Origin of the sequence: Acetobacterium malicum subsp. dehalogenans DSM 11527, from assembly GCF_000472665.1 — a bacterium.
Classification (GTDB): domain Bacteria; phylum Bacillota; class Clostridia; order Eubacteriales; family Eubacteriaceae; genus Acetobacterium; species Acetobacterium malicum.
The window spans coordinates 14,568-32,737 of the sequence record NZ_AXAC01000045.1 but is presented as its reverse complement, the minus strand read 5'-3'; the positions used below and the strand labels follow the sequence as shown (position 1 = coordinate 32,737).

General features: G+C 43.7%; 14 protein-coding genes. 13 read left to right on the top strand and 1 reads right to left on the bottom strand.

Going from position 1 to position 18,170, the window contains the following annotated elements; translation table 11 throughout:
- The 10 genes from A3KS_RS0115495 to A3KS_RS0115445 all read left to right on the top strand — a co-directional run.
- The coding region (locus tag A3KS_RS0115495; protein ID WP_026395679.1) for an ATP-binding protein at window positions 1-501 on the top strand (501 nt) is incomplete at its 5' end.
- Window positions 502-562: 61 nt separating this feature from the next.
- Window positions 563-1,042, top strand: coding sequence for an ATP-binding protein (locus A3KS_RS21545; protein WP_084505033.1), 480 nt, complete (start codon window positions 563-565; stop codon window positions 1,040-1,042).
- Between the two features lie 379 nt (window positions 1,043-1,421).
- On the top strand, window positions 1,422-2,315 hold the full coding sequence (locus tag A3KS_RS0115485) for an AraC family transcriptional regulator (protein WP_026395678.1): 894 nt from the start codon (window positions 1,422-1,424) through the stop codon (window positions 2,313-2,315).
- A 342-nt stretch (window positions 2,316-2,657) separates the two neighbouring features.
- Complete coding sequence (locus A3KS_RS0115480; protein WP_026395677.1) at window positions 2,658-3,758, top strand: FIST signal transduction protein; 1,101 nt, start codon at window positions 2,658-2,660, stop codon at window positions 3,756-3,758.
- Window positions 3,759-3,769: 11 nt separating this feature from the next.
- Window positions 3,770-4,726 carry a methyl-accepting chemotaxis protein gene (locus A3KS_RS0115475; RefSeq protein ID WP_026395676.1) on the top strand — a complete coding sequence of 319 codons (957 nt, stop codon included), beginning with the start codon at window positions 3,770-3,772 and terminating at the stop codon, window positions 4,724-4,726.
- Between the two features lie 449 nt (window positions 4,727-5,175).
- Window positions 5,176-7,308: a chemotaxis protein CheA gene (locus A3KS_RS0115465; RefSeq protein WP_026395674.1), complete on the top strand. Its 2,133-nt coding sequence runs from the start codon at window positions 5,176-5,178 to the stop codon at window positions 7,306-7,308.
- A 34-nt stretch (window positions 7,309-7,342) separates the two neighbouring features.
- Window positions 7,343-7,864, top strand: coding sequence for a chemotaxis protein CheW (locus A3KS_RS0115460; RefSeq protein ID WP_026395673.1), 522 nt, complete (start codon window positions 7,343-7,345; stop codon window positions 7,862-7,864).
- A complete protein-coding gene (locus A3KS_RS0115455; protein WP_026395672.1) occupies window positions 7,848-9,572 on the top strand; it encodes a methyl-accepting chemotaxis protein in 1,725 nt (574 codons plus the stop codon). Before A3KS_RS0115460 ends, A3KS_RS0115455 begins: the two co-directional genes overlap by 17 nt.
- 54 nt (window positions 9,573-9,626) lie before the next feature.
- Complete coding sequence (locus tag A3KS_RS22800; protein ID WP_051355930.1) at window positions 9,627-12,794, top strand: PAS domain-containing hybrid sensor histidine kinase/response regulator; 3,168 nt, start codon at window positions 9,627-9,629, stop codon at window positions 12,792-12,794.
- Window position 12,795: 1 nt separating this feature from the next.
- Window positions 12,796-13,221 (top strand): response regulator, encoded by a 426-nt coding sequence (locus A3KS_RS0115445; RefSeq protein ID WP_026395671.1) that lies wholly within the window; start codon window positions 12,796-12,798, stop codon window positions 13,219-13,221.
- A 66-nt stretch (window positions 13,222-13,287) separates the two neighbouring features.
- On the opposite strand, the gene A3KS_RS0115440 is transcribed toward A3KS_RS0115445, so the two are convergent.
- Entirely contained in the window at window positions 13,288-13,689 is a 402-nt protein-coding gene (locus A3KS_RS0115440; protein ID WP_026395670.1) for a bacteriohemerythrin, read from the bottom strand.
- Between the two features lie 376 nt (window positions 13,690-14,065).
- On the opposite strand from A3KS_RS0115440, the gene A3KS_RS0115435 reads away from it, so the two are divergent.
- The 3 genes from A3KS_RS0115435 (at window position 14,066) to A3KS_RS0115420 (ending at window position 18,057) form a co-directional block, all read left to right on the top strand.
- Window positions 14,066-14,893, top strand: a complete 828-nt coding sequence (locus tag A3KS_RS0115435; protein ID WP_026395669.1) for a CheR family methyltransferase — start codon at window positions 14,066-14,068, stop codon at window positions 14,891-14,893.
- Window positions 14,894-14,941: 48 nt separating this feature from the next.
- Window positions 14,942-16,843: a leucine-rich repeat domain-containing protein gene (locus A3KS_RS0115430; protein ID WP_026395668.1), complete on the top strand. Its 1,902-nt coding sequence runs from the start codon at window positions 14,942-14,944 to the stop codon at window positions 16,841-16,843.
- Window positions 16,844-17,064: 221 nt separating this feature from the next.
- Complete coding sequence (locus A3KS_RS0115420) at window positions 17,065-18,057, top strand: sensor domain-containing diguanylate cyclase (RefSeq protein ID WP_026395667.1); 993 nt, start codon at window positions 17,065-17,067, stop codon at window positions 18,055-18,057.
- Window positions 18,058-18,170: the final 113 nt, after the last annotated feature.

Below are 18,170 nucleotides of genomic sequence, written 5' to 3'. Positions count from 1 at the left end.
AATTTTGTTGAGCGGAGTGAGAATGTCATTTTTCTTGGTCCACCTGGAGTTGGGAAAACCCATCTGGCTGTCGGTTTGGCCGTGGAAGCCATTAAAAATGGCTATACTGCCTATTTTCTCAGTGCTCATGAACTGATCTCAATGATCAAGGAAAACATCGCAACCGGCAAGATTCATCGTAAAATCAGAACCTTGTCCAAGCCCGGAATTCTGATCATCGATGAAGTAGGCTATGCTGGAATGGATGAGGAAGTGGCTCATTACTTTTTTCAGATCATTTCAAACCGATATGAAAAAAGCTCGATCATTCTTACGTCCAATAAATCCTACGGCAGCTGGGGTGAGGTATTCGGGAACAACGTCGTTGCCACAGCCATCCTGGATCGTCTGCTTCATCACTCTACAACCATTAATATTAAAGGTGATAGCTTTCGTATCCGGGAAAAGAAAAAAGCTGGTTTTTATGACACCAGCAAGTTTGACGAAAAACCTACCGAATAAGCGGGGATTTTTCGACCGATTTTTTAGGGGATTTTTGAAATGTGTTTGACACTGTGAATACATCCGGGAAGCACACAATATTATTATTGCCGGGGCAACGGGTACCGGTAAGTCCTACATTGCCTGTGCTCTGGGAATGGAAGCCTGCAAACACTACTACGCCACTAAATATATCCGTCTGCCGGAACTACTGGCTGAACTGGCGGTAGCCAGGGGTGAGGGCAAGTTCAAAGAAGCGATCCGGCACTATCAGAAGTACACCCTCCTGATCCTCGATGAATGGTTACTCATCAAACTGACCGAAACGGAAGCCAGGGACTTACTGGAGATTATCCACGCCCGTCATAAAAAGGTTTCCACAATTTTCTGCTCTCAGTTCGCTCCACTCGGCTGGTACACCAAATTTCCTGAAGCCACTGTCGCCGATGCCATTCTTGATCGGATTGTTCACGATTCACATAGCATTGAGATTCAGTATATCGACAAGGAGCATGATCGCTCCATGCGGGAAATTTACGGAATTGATTCTAAAAACACTTAAATAGCCAATTGGCACCATGCCGAAACGTTTGAAACCACTGTCCGGACTCGGAGACACGAACCTCCGGACAGCCTGGTTTTTTCAGCCGAAATATTCAGCTGCCGACGGGAAAAAATATCCAACAGATACATTTGATTATGACAGCATCATCGAATATGCGAAAAATTTCCAAGCAAACAGACACATCGTTTTATTAAATGGTTTAGTTATAACGATGAAACGATCGCTTGGAAGAGCAAATCAAAGGCATGTGCACTTTTCGACAGTTCCCTGTTTGATACAATCAAAGAATGTATCGTAAGAAACGACTAAACGGTGCACGAATTGTCGGATGGTTGAAGCCATCCTTTGATAATATGTTGTTGGAAGGGGGGATCAAATGGATTCTTTAAGCAGTATGAATCATGCTCTGGCCTATATTGAATGTCACTTGACAGATGAGATTGACTTTAAAGAACTGTCAAAAATTGCACTCTGTTCGGAGTATCATTTTAAACGGATGTTTTCTTTTTTATCTGGTATCAGCTTATCTGAGTATATTCGAAGAAGACGGCTGACTTTGGCGGCATTGGAATTAAAGGATTCAAATTTAAGAATCATCGATATTGCTATGAAATATGAGTATGGATCAGCCGATTCATTTTCGAGAGCTTTTTATTCTGTACATGGTATTTTGCCTTCTGAAGCAAGAAACGAAAGTGCCCAAATTAAAGCATTTCCCAGAATGACCTTCCAATTATCAATTCAAGGAGGATGTGAAATGAATTATCGAATTATTGAAAAAGAACCGTTTAGACTGGTGGGGTATAAAAAGAGAGTTCCAATCGTTTTTAGTGGGGTTAATCCAGAGATTGCTAAAATGTATGAACTGCTAACTCCGGAAGTAATCGTTCAATTAAAAAGCTTATCCAATATTGAACCAGCCGGAATTATTAGTGCGTCGACAAATTTTTCCGAAGGAAGAATGGAAGAAAAAGGAGAACTGGATCACTATATTGGTGTTGCAACCGCAAGAAATGATATCGGAGATTTTGATGTACTGGAAGTTGAGTCCAATACCTGGGCAGTTTTTGAATCAATTGGACCATTTCCTGAAACACTGCAGAACATTTGGAGCCGAATATATTCAGAATGGTTCCCGTCATCAGGATATGAATCCGTAAACGGCCCTGAAATACTCTGGAACGAAAGTACAGATTTGGATAATCCTAAATACAGAAGTGAAATCTGGATTCCAGTAAAGAAAAGCAGCAACAAATTTTTTGAGTTTTAAACCGAAGGCACTCTCAATGAGTGTCTTTTTTCATATTTAAAACAAGAGGCGATGCAACATGGCAGATAATTTTGGCTGAACTATCATATTCAGTACTTTCCACGTTGAGACGGTCGTCAGTCTTGAAAAATAAGCAATCAGAGCCGGGTAATCCGAACACGGACCGGTGATTTTAAAAATTAAACTCAAATAATCAGAGATTAGCATGAATCTTGGTTGTTTGAGTTTTTGTTTTTTATAAAAACTTTACATTTGTTAGATTGCATTAATTTTTTCAGTAGTGTAATATTATCTTTAGAATTTGTATACATTGACATTAAAATTATGCGAAAGGGAGTAACGATGAATTATAAGATTGGAAAAAGCAATAACAGTAATCCAGATACCGCCATACGTGAGGCAACCGCCCAGCTCAACAACCCCAAATTAATTTTATTCTTTTCGGGGGTGGAAGCTTTCACCCATTATGCCAGCGAAATGAAGGAGAAATTTCCGGATGCTGTTTCGATGGGTGCCACCACCTTTGCGGCGTTTTGTAAGGAGGGGGCCTATAAAGATACCCTGATGGTCATTGGTTTTGAAGATGGCATCCGCTGTGAAGCCGGCCTGTTAAAAGATGCGGACAAGTATCCCCTTAAATATGTGGATCAGGTTGAAAAAACTGCGGCACGGTTCAAAAAGCCCGATAGCACCATCTGTCTGGAGTTTTCCAGTGCCCTGATCAGCTGCGAGGAATTAGTCTTATCGACGCTCAACGCTGTGCTGTCAAAAAAGAAGATCCCTGTTTTCGGTGGTTCCGCCGGGGATCGGGGCCGGGCTGAACAAACAATTATCGCTTTAAATGGAGCGGTTTATCAAAATGCCTGCGTTTTCGTGATCATTGAAAACCTCGGTGGCAAGATCCGATTATATCGCGAAAACATTTATAAGCCGACCCGGCACTATTTTAAATCAACGAAGGTTGACGTCCGAAAACGAATCGTTTATGAATATGATAACAAACCGGCTGCCACAGTAATGGCCAATGCGTTGGGGGTCAACGTCAGCGAATTGCCCAAATATCTGGATAGTTATCCGCTGGGACGGATTATTGGAAATGAGATGTTTATTGTCGCCAATAACCAGGTTGTCAATGGCAGTGGCATGGAATATCATGCCCGCATCTACAATAATTCGCAAATGGTCTTGCTGGAGCCCGATGATTATAAAACGGTTCTTCAGAAAACCTTGAGTCAGGCCCGGCAGGAATGTAACCGCCCCAGTTTGACACTGATGGTCAATTGTCTGGCCCGTTCAATCCTCTTTGAATCTAATGGTGAACTAAATCAGTTTGCTACCACCGTTGGAAACGCTCTGGGTAATTATGTGGGTTTTGCGGGATATGGCGAACAGTTGAATCAGCAGCATTTTAACCAGACCATGGTTCTGGCTGTATTTGAGTAGAGGTATGGGAGATGAACGTGTTAGAAAATAATCGTGTGAATAACATTAATATCGATGCGAACGATTTTATTACCCAAAAGCGTGATAAAACGATGGTAAAAAGTATTCAGTTTGGGGTCCGGCACATTGAAGAAAAAATCGAACTGTTGATGCAGGAAGAAGTCGAAGTTTCAAATTATTTGGATGATGTTGCCCAAACCTATTCGCAAATCACTAATATCAGCGAAATGACCACCAATATCAATGACGATTTTAAGAATTTCAGTTCTTATGCCAACCAGATTAATGAGGTTATCGACAGTTCGGATGCCATGATTAAGCAGACGGAAACAAATGTAACCCAACTGGCAGACAATATTCTGCATACCAACGAACAATTAGACACCATTGCCAATGTCTTTCAACAATTGGAAAAGGACTTTGCCAATATTAAGAACATGTCCAACGGTATCAATGGCATTGCGATGCAATCGAATCTGCTGGCATTTAATGCCTCGATCGAAGCGGAACGGGCGGGCGAGGCCGGCCGCGCTTTTGCAGTTGTTGCGCAGCAAATGCGGGTCTTGTCGACCTCCACAAAAGAACTGGTGGATGGCATTGACGATAGTGTTAAAGCACTGTTTAAAAGCATCAAAGATGTCAATGTCGAGATCCAGGCGTCAAAATCGACAAGTGTCACAAATTTGCAAAAAGTCAATGCGGTTAAAAATAATATTGAGCAAGTCAATGAATGCACCGATGAGGTCAAAAATTTCAGTAAACAAATTATCAAAGGCATCGACGCCACCAGCGAGCGAATCAATGGCGCCGCGGAAGGTTTTGGTGCCATTTCTCAAGTGGTCGATTCCTTTGGTGAGAAAATAGAAAATCTGAATGTTAAAATGAGCAAGAAATCCAGTATTATCTGTAGCGTCATTGATTTCCTGCAACAGATGGAAAACATGCTGACAGAATTAGTCAGAGACTGATCAATCGACCCTGAATGCCGGCTGGTCCCGGGATTATCAAATAAGCGTTTAGAAAGTAGTATCGGTTTAATTTATAAAGAGGCGTTTTTACGGCTGATCTGGGTAAGAGGATCAGGGTGGTAAAAACGTCTTTTTTTTGGTAAATGATTTTAAACTGGTTTTTGAGCATCAGACAACGATGATTCTGGATCATGGTTGTCTGATAATATGAAATAAAAATACTGAATTGGACGAAATATTAACGACCAAATCATTTTTTTTGTTTAAAATGAATAAATATGTGTATAAAAGACAGGGAAAAGACCCTTACTGCGTAGACATGTAGATTTGCGCAATCAGGGGCAGCTTCCGGCATTAAAATATTGAGCATATTTAATCAGATAGAACAAGAAAATTTATTTAGCGGCAAAGATAGTTTCAGAAAAATTGATGTACGTGAGGTGACGAGTGTGACGAAAAATTTCGAAAACGAACCGATGATGGAGGTCTACATCTTTGAAACGACCCAAAACCTGGAGCAGCTGGAGCAGGTTATTATTTGTAGTGAAAAAAGCGGCGGTTTCAGCCCTGACGATGTCAGCGAGATCTTCCGGTTTATGCATACCATCAAGGGTTCCTCGGCGATGATGCTGTTTGACAACATCGAAAAGGTGGCTCATGCAGTTGAAGATATTTTCTATTTTATCCGCGAGCAAAAACCGGAGGGTCTGGATTTTTCGGCGGTATCCGATCTGGTGCTGGAATGTGTCGATTTTATTAAGGAAGAGGTCAATAAAATTGTCAACAAAAATGATGCTGATGGTGACCCTTCTTTTCTGATTGAATCATTAAAATTGTTCCTAGATGAGTTGCGGCGGATCTTTGGCGCTGAGGATACGCAAAACCGCAGCCAGCAAAAAAAACAGCAGTATTATATTCCTCAGGAGAAAAAACCGGGCCTACCCTCCGACGCAGCCCAGTCGAATCAAGAGCCCGGGGCTAATTCAAATGGCTCCTGTTATCAGGTAATTATTCAATATGAAGACGATTGCACAATGGAGAATATCCGCGCTTACACCCTGGTCTTCGGGTTGGCGGAGCTGGCGGAAGAGGTCTATTATCTGCCTGCCGATATTGCCGAAAATCCCGAAACCGCGGCCTATATCCGGGAAAATGGTTTTGAAATTTATTTTAAAACTGAAATCGGCTATGACGAAATCAAAGCTCATTTTGAAAATATTATCTATATCGAACAGTTGTTGTTTCGGGAGATCGAAGATGAACGACTGGATGTCTTCCGCCGCGAACAAAAAGCGCTTCAGTCAAGCGAGACTTTCGCCCTGCCCGACCAGGAACGCTGCAAGCCAGTCACCCCACCACCAGCCGTTGCTTTTTCGGAGGATACCCAGAAAAACAACACCGGAGCGGCCCAGAAAATGATCAGCGTTAACGTTGATAAGCTGGATAATCTAATGAATCTGGTCGGGGAACTGATGATTACAGAATCGATGGTGACCCAGTGTCCCGAGGTGGAAGTGATTCAATCGGAGAACTTTCACAAAGCCTCGATCGAGCTTCATAAGATCACCGTGGAACTCCAGGATATGGTGATGTCGATCCGGATGGTGCCGCTATCAACCACCTTTGTCAAAATGAACCGGATTGTCCGGGATATGTGCAAAAAGCTGAACCGGGAGGTTGTTCTGGATCTGTATGGTGAAGAAACCGAAGTCGATAAGAATATCATCGAGCACATCTCGGACCCGCTGATGCATATTATCCGCAACGCCATTGATCATGGCATTGAAAGTGAGGAAGAACGGCTGGCCAGCGGCAAGAACAAAGCCGGCCATATCATTTTGGAGGCTAAAAATGTCGGCAGCGATGTTCTGATCGTGATTAAAGATGACGGTCGCGGACTTGATAAGGCCCGGATTCTTGAAAAAGCCCGCCAAAACAACTTGCTGACCAAACCAGAGGACGAAATGAGTGACCGCGAAATTTTCAAGCTGATCCTGTTGCCGGGGTTTTCGACCAAGGAAAGCATCACCGAATTTTCCGGCCGGGGAGTGGGGATGGATGTCGTCACCAAAAACCTCGAGGAGGTCGGTGGCACGGTACTGGTCGACAGTGAAATGGGCCGCGGTACCACCATTACCCTGAAAATTCCCCTGACTCTGGCGATTGTCGAAGGGATGAATATCCGGGTCGGAAAATCCCGGTACACCATCCCGATTACCACCATTTCCGAATCGTTCCGGCCGGATCAAAATGACTGCCTGATGGATCCGGACAATAATGAGATGGTAATGATCCGGGGACAGTGCTTTCCGATCCTCAGACTCCACCAGCACTACCACATCAAAAATGCCGAAACCGATTTAACTAAGGGTATTCTGATCATGGTCGAGCAGGAAGAAAAGATAATCTGTGTTTTTGCCGACGAGCTTTTGGGGCAACAGCAGGTGGTGGTCAAAGCCCTGCCTAATTATGTCAATTCGATGAAAAAAATTCTTGGACTGGCCGGCTGCACCCTGCTTCCCGACGGCAGCATCAGCCTGATCATGGATATCAGTGGCCTCACCGGTTTGCGGGTACAATAACAGTATTGATTCTGAGCTAAAAGGAGTTGTGAAGATGATCAAAGAAGTAGCTGAAGAGCTTGATCAGGATGACGATCAGCAGGGGATGTATTTAACCTTTGAGCTGGCCAATGAATATTATGGATTATGGATTGGCTATGTCACCGAAATTATCGGGATCTTGCCGTTTACCGAAGTACCTGAGCTGCCGTCCTATGTCCGGGGAATCTTTAATCTGCGGGGGCGGATTATTCCGTTAATGGACATGCGGCTACGTTTTCAAAAAGAATTTGTGGAATATGATGAACGCTCCTGCGTGATTGTTATTGATGTGGCGGAAAATACCGTCGGACTGATCGTCGATAGTGTTTCGGAGGTAATTTCCTTTGAAGAGGCAGATATTATCGAACAACCGATGCTTAGCTCCGGGGTCTCCAACCAGTTTATCAAAAGCATCGGCAAGGTGGGCAATGAGGTCAAGTTGCTGCTGGACTGCGACAAATTATTATCCAATCAGGAAATTGAAATATTAACGAATGAGAAAGAAGAGAGGTTAAGGGATGAAGTGGTTTTATAATCTGAAAATTGGAACAAAGTTGATTCTCGGTTTTGTTGTGGTTGCATTGATTGCTGGTGGCATTGGGATGATGGGCGTGATTAATATCCGGACTGTGGACCGGCAGGATAACTATCTTTATGAAAAAATGACCGTTCCTCTGGGAGAACTGATTTACATCACCGATGCCTATAAAGGCATTACCAATGATGTGGATGCGATTATTCTATCCGGCAACGGCGATGAAATCGCCCGGTTTGAAGCCAGTATTCAAGAGCAGAATACAGTTTTTGAAACCAATATGGAAAGCTTTCAAACGACGTTGATTTCGGAGGAAGGGAAAAAACTGGTCGAAAGTGCCATTGCCCAAAAGGAAAAGATGAACCAGGCCGCGGCAGAAATTATTGCCCTGGCTCGCCAAGGTAAACAGGCGGAAGCCATCGCGCTGATGAAAAACGGCAGTTATGCCAGTGCTGCTGCCCAGATGGAAAGTGATATTGCCCGGATGATCGAAATCAAGCTCCAGGTGGCTGGGGAAACTGCTGCCGGCAATACTGCCGTTGCCAGTTCATCAACCCTAATGACGATTGTGTTAATTGTGGTCGGGATGATACTTTCGATTCTGCTGGGAATCTTTATTGCGTCAACCATTAAAAAACCCGTGCATCAGATGGTGGACGCTTCCAAACGGATGGCCGACGGCGATTTGGATGTGGCCATTGACATCAGCACCCGGGACGAAATGGGTGAACTGGCGGGGGCCTTTAATCGCATGGCTTCAAATATCAATGAGGTGATGGTTAATATCAATGAAGCCACCGAACAGGTCGCCTCAGGTTCCCGACAGGTTTCTGATTCCAGTATTTCGCTGTCACAGGGCGCCACCGAGCAGGCCAGTTCGATTGAAGAACTGACTGCCTCGATAGAAGAAATTGCGTCTCAGACCCGGCTCAATGCCGAAAATGCCGATCAGGCCAATCAGCTGGCCGAAGATACCAAAGAAAATGCCAACCAGGGCAATAATCGGATGCAGCAGATGCTGGGTTCCATGGAAGACATCAGCGAATCATCCAATAATATCTCCAAAATCATCAAAGTGATTGATGAAATTGCTTTCCAGACCAATATTCTGGCCCTGAATGCGGCAGTTGAAGCGGCCAAGGCCGGACAGAACGGCAAGGGTTTTGCAGTGGTTGCGGTGGAAGTCAGAAATCTGGCCGCCCGTTCAGCCAGTGCCGCCAAGGAAACCACGGCGCTGATTGAAGGCTCCATCAAAAAGGTCGAAGGTGGTACCAAAATTGCGAATGAAACCGCTGCAGCACTGGTCCGGATTGTCGATTCGATCGAAAAGGTCTATGGTCTGGTTACCAATATTTCGGTGGCTTCCAATGAACAGGCCATTGGAGTGGAACAGATCAACCAGGGTATTGCTCAGATTGCCAATGTGGTTCAGGCCACCTCGGCTACTTCGCAGGAAACTGCCGCCGCCAGCGAAGAGCTGGCCAGTCAGGCAGAAATGCTTAAAGAACAGGTAGCCCGCTTTAAATTAAAACGAGGTGGCTTTATGGGCGCCGAAAGCTACGAAAACATGAACCCGGAAATGATGCGGATGTTCGAAAACATGAAAGAACAGAACCGTCAGGCCGTTAAAAAACGAAGCGGTCATAGCAGCCAGGCACCAGCCGCCAGAACGATCATCCTCAGTGATGATGAATTTGGTAAATATTGACCAACTCAATGATGTCACCTTAACACTTAAAATCTATTGATCTGGAGAAGTCTGATGGACCAAATGAGACAGCATATTGAAAATAAAGACAAAGCCTGGCTGGTATCAACGCTGAACAGCGCCGGCGATGCAATCATGACCAGTGATCTGGGTGATCGGCTGGATTTTGCCAATGCTGAAGCTTTGAAGATACTCGGTTTGAATTTATCTGAAATACTGGGCAAGACCTTTGGCGATATTTTCAAATTATATCGGGACGGCCAGGAAGCGCCCGTGGAGCTCTGGGCCAAGGGCAAAAATACCGAACTCAGCGCAAGTGTGGGTTTGCCTAAACACTCTTTTTATTTAAAACCGGATGGCAGCAAATGCTACCTGTCGGCGCATTTGTCACCATTGTTATCAGCAAGCGGAGACTATCTGGGCAAGGTGGTGGTATTTCGGGATATCTCCCGAATCATCGCCGCTGAAAAAACCATCAAAAAAGAACGAAATAATTTAAAAATGATGTTTGATCTGCTGCCCACCAGCATGCTGGTTATTGATGACCGCTTTTTGATCAACCGGGTCAACCGGGCGTTTCTCAAAACATTTAATCTGGACGAATCCCGGGTTCTCGGCAAGGCTTTTGGTGACGCTCTGGGATGCGTTTTCAGTGTCAATGGAGGGTGTGGCTATTCGCTGAATTGTGGTTATTGTCTGTTCCGCAAAATCGTCACCCGAGTTCTGGAAGATCAAAAGATGGTCAGGGACAAATCTGTTAAAGTAAATTTTATAAATGGCGGCAGTGAAGACACCCGCTATCTTAATGTCAGTGTCCTGCCAATTATTTCCGCCAATCACTCAGAGTATATCATTACCCTGGAAGATATTACCGAGCAGGTCTATTATGAACGTGGTTTAAAAGAAGCCCGGGAATCAAGCCTCTCGATATTAGACAGCTTGCCAGTGATGATTTATCGGATCGACCACAATCAGATTTGTGATTTTATCAATCAGACCTTTAAAGCATTTATGAATATCTCCCGGGAATCCTTTCTGGAAGACTTGAGCAACCATATGAAAAATAACGATCACAGCCGTTTTATTGATACTCTGAATCGCTCCCTCAGTGAGAAAATCAATTTTAATATTGAACTGGAACTGCTGGCTCCGAACAATACCTACCGGACCTTCCGGGGGATGGGCCGGCCGTTCTATGACAAAAATCAGGAATACGCCGGAATGATCGGTTTGTTTCTGGATATTCATGATGAACGGTTTGCCGAAGAACTGTTTATCAAAAGTCAGAAGAAATACTTTTCGTTGTTTAAATATATGGACAGCAGTATTTCATACTTCAAAGCCCTGTATGACCGAGATCGCAATCTGGTGGATGCCGAACTGGTGGAAATGAATCTGGCCACTGAAAAACTGTTTGGGATTAAACGGGATGAGGTAATTGGCCACAAACTATCCGAAATGGGATTTCTCGAAACCGAAGAAAGTCAGGGACTGTTCAACCGCTTTCAGGAAGTTCTTGCCCACGGCGAAAATATCCATTTGGAAGAATATTATATGATCCGACTGAAAAAGTGGGTGGAAGGTTCCATCTACAGTCCTGAAGCCGGATATATCGCGGTGCTGTCAGCGGACATTGATGTCAAGAAAAAAACCGAAATCAAACTGAAACAGGCCATCGAACGATCTGAAGAAGCCAATCGGGCGAAAAGCGAATTTTTGGCTAACATGAGCCATGAAATCCGTACCCCGCTAAACGGAATTGTCGGGATGATTGATTTGACTGCCCTGGAACCGTTGACCGAGGAACAGAAGGACAATTTGAGAACCGCCAAAGGCTGTGTGACCTCGCTGATCGGGATTATTAATGATATTCTTGATTTTGCCAAAATCGAGGCCGGTAAACTGATGATCAAGCCGATGAGTTTCAATCTTATGGATCTCATCGAGTCGACAGTTAAAACCCATAAGAAACACGCCCTGGAAAAATGCCTGGAAATGTCAGTGAGTTATGAAAAAATTAGCTCTAATTTCGTCATTGGGGACAGTATGCGGCTCAAGCAGGTTATCAACAATATCCTCAGCAATGCCATCAAATTTACCAATGCCGGGTCGGTTAAAATCACGGTCAGTCAGGAGCTTCAGCCTGACAAACCCGCGGAAGTCATTCAGAAGATCTCTGTCACCGACACCGGCATCGGGATTGATGTAAAAGACTATTCACTGTTGTTCAAGAGCTTTACCCAGATCGATGGCTCATATACCCGGGAGTATGGTGGTACGGGTTTGGGTCTGGTGATTACCAAACAGCTCCTTGAAATGATGGGCGGCAGCGTGACCTTTACCAGCCAATTGGGGGTGGGGAGTACCTTTTCTATTTTTCTGCCGATGGTGATTACCAAGAAACCGGGTGAAACAGTAGCGGAGTCCGGCGAGGAAGTCAGTTTTTCCGGTGAGGAAGTGTTATTGGTTGAAGATGACCGGGTCAATCAGATCGTTATCGCAAAGATGCTTGAAAGTTTTGGTGCAACGGTTGATGTGGTCGGCAACGGGGTGGAAGGGGTTAGGGCGGCGTCAAAAAAAAGCTATGACATCATCCTCATGGACGTGCAGATGCCAGTCATGGATGGGATCCAGGCGGCGCAGATGATTCGCGGCAGGTCAGACAGAACCGAGCCCTTTCTGGAATACCCGGTATCGCCAAAGTCCCCGAATCAGAAAACCCCCATCATCGCCCTGACAGCCTTTGCCCTTAAAGGTGATGAAGCGATTTTTAAGGCCAGCGGTATGGATGGTTATTTATCAAAACCATTGGATCGCTATCAGATGCAGTTGCTGCTAAAAGAATATCTGGGCGATCGGCAGAAACCAGAAACTTCTCAGCTGGAGACAATGATCAGCAATTTTTATCAACCAGAGCAGCAAATGACGACAATTGGTTTGGCCGGGCCGTTAACGATAAATCAAAAAATAAAGTGGGAGATCAATCAAAAAATTGATAGTCTCAAGCTGTTGCTGGAACAGGAAAACCTGATTTTGATGGAAGTCATCGCCCATCAGCTGAAAGAGATATTTGAACAAATGAATGCCGCCGAATTGAAAAGTCTGGTTTTTAAAATGGAACTGGAAATCCGAAAAGACCGGGTCGAAAAAGTGACCGAGTATTTAAAACGAATCGAGGAAATCTGGCTGCTGATGAATACCGGGAACGAATGGGAGAATTGAGATGAAACGAATTTTAATTGTGGAAGACGATATGGTCAGCCGAAAATTTTTGTCAAAATTTTTGAGTCGATATGGTGACTGCGATCTGGTCGTTGATGGCCTGGAAGCCATCGATGCCTATCTTTTAGCCACTAAAGATGGTTTGCCCTATGATCTGATCTGTCTCGATGTGATGATGCCAAAAATTGATGGGATCCGGGTTTTAAAAACGATCCGGGATCTGGAACGGCAAAATGGTGTCGATGAAGCAAAAACGTGTAAAATTATCATGACCACCGTGCTGGGGGAAACTCAGATAGTTCAGTCGGCCTTTGACTATGGCTGCAATGCCTATGCATCAAAACCCATTGATATGATAAAACTAACAGCGGTGCTGAAAAAAATCGGTTTTCTTGAAAATCTTGATAGCAGCAGGCAGCAGAACTGAATTTTTAAATAATCAGGTCTGCGGATAAAAAAAACCGCATTCTCCGACGAGACTGCGGTTTGCTTTTTATAGGGTTTGGGCGTAGGTACCGATTTTTTTATCCATGGTCGAAATGTGTTTAGTCAGCCAATCAACGATCATCTGATTGGCATTGATAATCAGGGTAATGTTGCCGCCGGACTCCTGAAAATCCTTTTTCAGTTTTGCTAATTCGGCAATAAAGTTCTTATGCAACTTCTTTTGCTCTTCAATATCAGGATAGTTAATTTTTGTCATATAGGCTTCTTCATCTCTGAAATGTTGTTTGGTATAGTCGTCGAGAAAATCAAACATCTGGGCAATAACTTCCTTTGATTTTCCGGTTTTCCCGGCTTCAAAAAGCTGATCTGCTTTTTCAAACCAGATTTTATGTTGTGAATCAATGTTTTCTACGCCGACTGATAATGCTGGTGTCCATACAATTGCCATGATTGTCTCCATTCTAAATTAGATTTATTCTATTATAGCCCTTTTCGAGTCGGATGACAAGAAAATTATCAAGGATAATTCGGCTTTCCTGGGGTAGTTTTTGTGACAGCAGCTTAAATCAGCTGCGATTCCTGGCAACGTCAATAAAATGGAGTACAGATTTTCCATCATCGGCAAATTTAAAGACCAGTGATTTTACTGGCCTCAGCATTGAAAAAAAGAAAGCTTAATTCCCATAAAGCATGGGGAACAACTCAAAAATTCAGTATTTACATTAACCGCGGGCTGGGGTAAACTATTCTAAGGTTTTACCTGATGTGTTGCCATTTCAGGCCATGGGTGAAGCGATGATAAACAGGATTGAGGATGTGGAAGAATGATTCAAATCACCGAAAAAGAATTTGCCATGTTAACGGAATATATTCATAGCGAATATGGCATCGAGTTAAAAAAAGAAAAGCAGCTCCTGCTGATGGGCCGTCTTCATAAACTGCTGGTGGAGCTGGGCTTTGATAGCTTTACAGACTATTATCATTATTTGATTTCAGATAAAACCGGGGAAGCCAGTTCGGTACTCATCGACAAGGTTTCGACTAATCATACATTTTTTATGCGCGAACCGGAACATTTTGACTATTTTAAAAATACGGTTCTGCCCTATCTCAAGAAAAAAAAGGAAGCTGAAAACAATCGCGATATTCGATTGTGGTGTGCCGCCAGTTCCACTGGAGAAGAACCGTATACCCTGGCCATGATCATGGCCGAGTTTTTCGGATCGGACGGCCATCATTGGGACAAAAAGCTGTTAGCTACCGATATCTCAAATAAGGTTCTGGATATGGCCAGAAGGGGAGTTTATGACAAAGAGCGGATTCAGGTGCTGCCCCCCAACTGGAAACTGAGATATTTTCAGAACTATGACAGCAACCAGATGATGGTGGTCGATGAGATCAAGAAAGAAGTGATTTATCGCCGTTTCAATCTGATGACCCCGACCTTTGTTTTTAAAAAGAAGTTTGATGTGATTTTTTGTCGAAACGTGATGATTTACTTTGATCAGGCTACCAAGGATCGGTTGGTGGAAAAAATGTACAATTACACCGAACCCGGAGGGTATCTGTTTATTGGTCACGCAGAATCCCTGAATCTGAAACAAACAAACTATAAATTTATTATGCCAGCGGTGTATCAGAAGCCTTTTTAGGGCAAAGATATAGTGGGCAGTACCTTAACAATTTAGGAGGAACCGGATATGGAAGACCAGAAAAGAACAACATTACGGAATCAAAATAAAAAGAAATATCTGCTGAAGGATCGATTTTTACCATTATCGGGGGCCCTTGAGTGGCCCCTCTTTTTTACGATTGTCCGACGGGTGGGGCCTAAAAAGAAAACTTTTCAGGAGTTGACCCAGGAGGCATTATTAAAAGCTTATGCACCGGTGGCGGTGCTGGTTGATCAGATGGGGAATATCCGCTATGTTCATGGACATACCGGGTTATTTCTGGAGCCCGCCCAGGGTTATACGGGAGTAAACAATATCCTGAAGATGGCCCGGAAAAAATTGCGCCGTGACTTGAATACCACCTTGTATCACGCCGTTACCAGTCGCTCAGCCAGTGCTTCCCCGGTTGTGACAGTAAGACGAAACGGGGAAACTATGGGGCTTACTATTCGGGTGACTCCACTTCTCAAACAAGCGTCGATTGGTCAGAATGAGGATTTCTTTCTGGTCATTTTTGAACAAAATCCAGATCAGCAGGGGATCCCGGCATTGGCTGGCAACCGTTCGGAAAACAGTGAACTATCTCCAGTCAGTCAGGATCTGATTCAGATCAATGATGAAATCGAATCGCAAAAAACAGAATTGTCGCAGCTTAACACCGAATTGGAAAATACCCGTCAGGAACTGGAAGTTGCCAGAAATAAACTGCACGCGGTCAAAGCCAATATTTACGGGTCTGAAACTGACTTGCAAAGCCTTATGGAAAAAGTTCAGGCGTCTAAAGACGAGTTGGAAATTCTTGGCGATGAATTATTAACCGCCAAAAACGAACACGCTGCCAAGTGGTTAGTTGAACAAACCATCGACCCAGACCGGCTTCCGATCCGGGAAGAACTGGATGTCATCAAAAATGAATTATTTATGGCGAATCAGGCCCTGGAAGAAAAAAAAGAAGCCCTGGAAAAATTGGATATAATTGACACCACCTTACCCAGCGGGTTAACCGATGGTGCGCCGGAAGCGGACCTGGAAATTGATCCAGTAAACCAATTTGCAGCGGAGACAATCATCGTAACGGATAAAGAAGCAGAGGCGGAACCGGAAAGCTGGGATTACCAACCGGAACAGGAGTTCATTAGCACGAACCAAACAGATTTCACAATCAATGAAAAGGGGATGGGTTTTTTTTCGAAAAATGAACCAAAACCATTTTTCCCAAAAAATCCTGGCCTCAATTTTGGAAATGACCCGGAGCCCTTTACTGACCTTGCCGGAAATCAGGAACTGGTCTTTAAAGATGCAGCCTCATTTCAGGCAGCGGCAAACCATGGCTATCGTCACGACAACGAGATAAAATCGGTACATATCCCCGAGGGTGTCGAGATCATCAAGCGAAGCATGTTTTATAAATGCAGCCAACTAGAAACGATCACCTTTCCTAACACTATCAAAGCGATTGAAGACTTCGCCTTTTATGGCTGTGAGGCATTAAAAAAAATCGACCTGAACCACTGCAAGATGCTGGAAGTGATTGGCACATCGGCATTTGAAGGCTGCCAGTCGTTGGCAGAACTGATTATTCCGGACGCCCTGATCGAAATCGAAGAAGCTGCTTTTCTCGGCTGCCGGGGCCTTAAGTCGGTGGAATTTTATGGAAACAGCCAGCTGGAAATGCTCGGAAGTCATGTTTTTAAGGATTGTGATCAAATCAGCCGAATCATTCTCCCGGATCAGCTAAAACACATCGGCATCAGCTGCTTTTATGGATGTAAAAATTTGATTGAAATTCATCTTCCCAGGGAGTTGGAGACCATCGGTGAATATGCCTTCTTTGGCTGCAATGCTCTGGAAAAAATTGATTTTTCCAATCAAAAAATACTCAAACAACCGGGTTTTTCAGTGGGCTTTCCCGAAGGCATCAAACTTTAGCCGTCAAAATATCGGCAGGCTGGACGGTATTTATAAAAGCAAAAAAATACAGTTATGCGGCAGACCATTGTGCCACAACGATATCTGGTTATAAAAATTACAGGAGAAAAAAGTAGAATCTTAACCATGGAAATGTTACAATGTATAAAGTGTTCTCAGATTATTCTGGAATGCATTTTAATTGAATCTAAGATTAAAATAATTTTGGAGGTTGAGGCTTAGTGAGTAAAAATATGAGCGTAGTTAATATTGATACAATAAATCAGGATAATAGAAAAAAACTAGAAGAGCAATCATTTGAAGAAGCCGTCCTAGCTTTGACTGAAAAGTTGGAATTGGCAAATAGTCTGCTAAAGACGATCCTTGAAACAACCCATGAATTTCTGGTTTTTGGGCTGGATCGGGAATACCGTTACCTGAGCTTTAATAATCGCCATCAAGCGATGGCAAAAGAACAATGGGGTGCCAATATAACCATTGGAACCCGGATTCTGGATATTATTGACAATAATGAAGAACGCGAGAACCTAAAAGTTTTTTTTGACCGGGTTCTGGCAGGCGAGCAGTTTTCTTCCCTGGAAGAATACGAAGGTGAAAAAGGCAATGTGGTGGTGGGAAAAAACCATTGGGCTCCGATCAAAAAAAGCAATGGTGAAATAATCGGCATCGTCTGTTTTATTCAGGATGTGACTGAGAATAAGAATTTTATCAAAGATATGTTAAAAGAGAAAAACAGCCTCGATCAGAATATGGAATCATTATCCTTCTATGATCAGCTGACTGGCGTTTATAATCGCCGATTTTATGAAAAAGAATTGGAACGCATGGATGAAGAGCAGTATTATCCATTATCCATCATTTTCATGAATATCAACGGCATGTCCAAGGTCAATAACGAATATGGCCATGCGGTGGGTGATATTTTAATGAGGAAAGCGGTACAGGTGCTCAAATACGGGGTGCGGGGCGATGATGTTGTAGCCCGTCATGAAGGCGATGAATTTGTCATTCTAATGCCAAGAACTGAAGGTGCCAAGGTTGAGCGGGCGTTGGAACGCTTTAAAAAGAACATGGACGAAATTAAGGTCCAATCGATAAAATTGTCAGTTTCTTTCGGGTTTTATACCAAGTATGATGAAACAGATAAAACTGAGGATGTTATCAAAACAGCACAGCGACAGCTAGAACGACAAAAAGAAATAGATGACATTTAGCTAGCCAAGAAGTCGTTTCGAAAATAACTGGCTGATAACCAGAATCGACCGCTTTTAAATCACATTTATAATAAAACTTTATCAATGCGTGCGTTGCCTTGAGGCTGACGTAC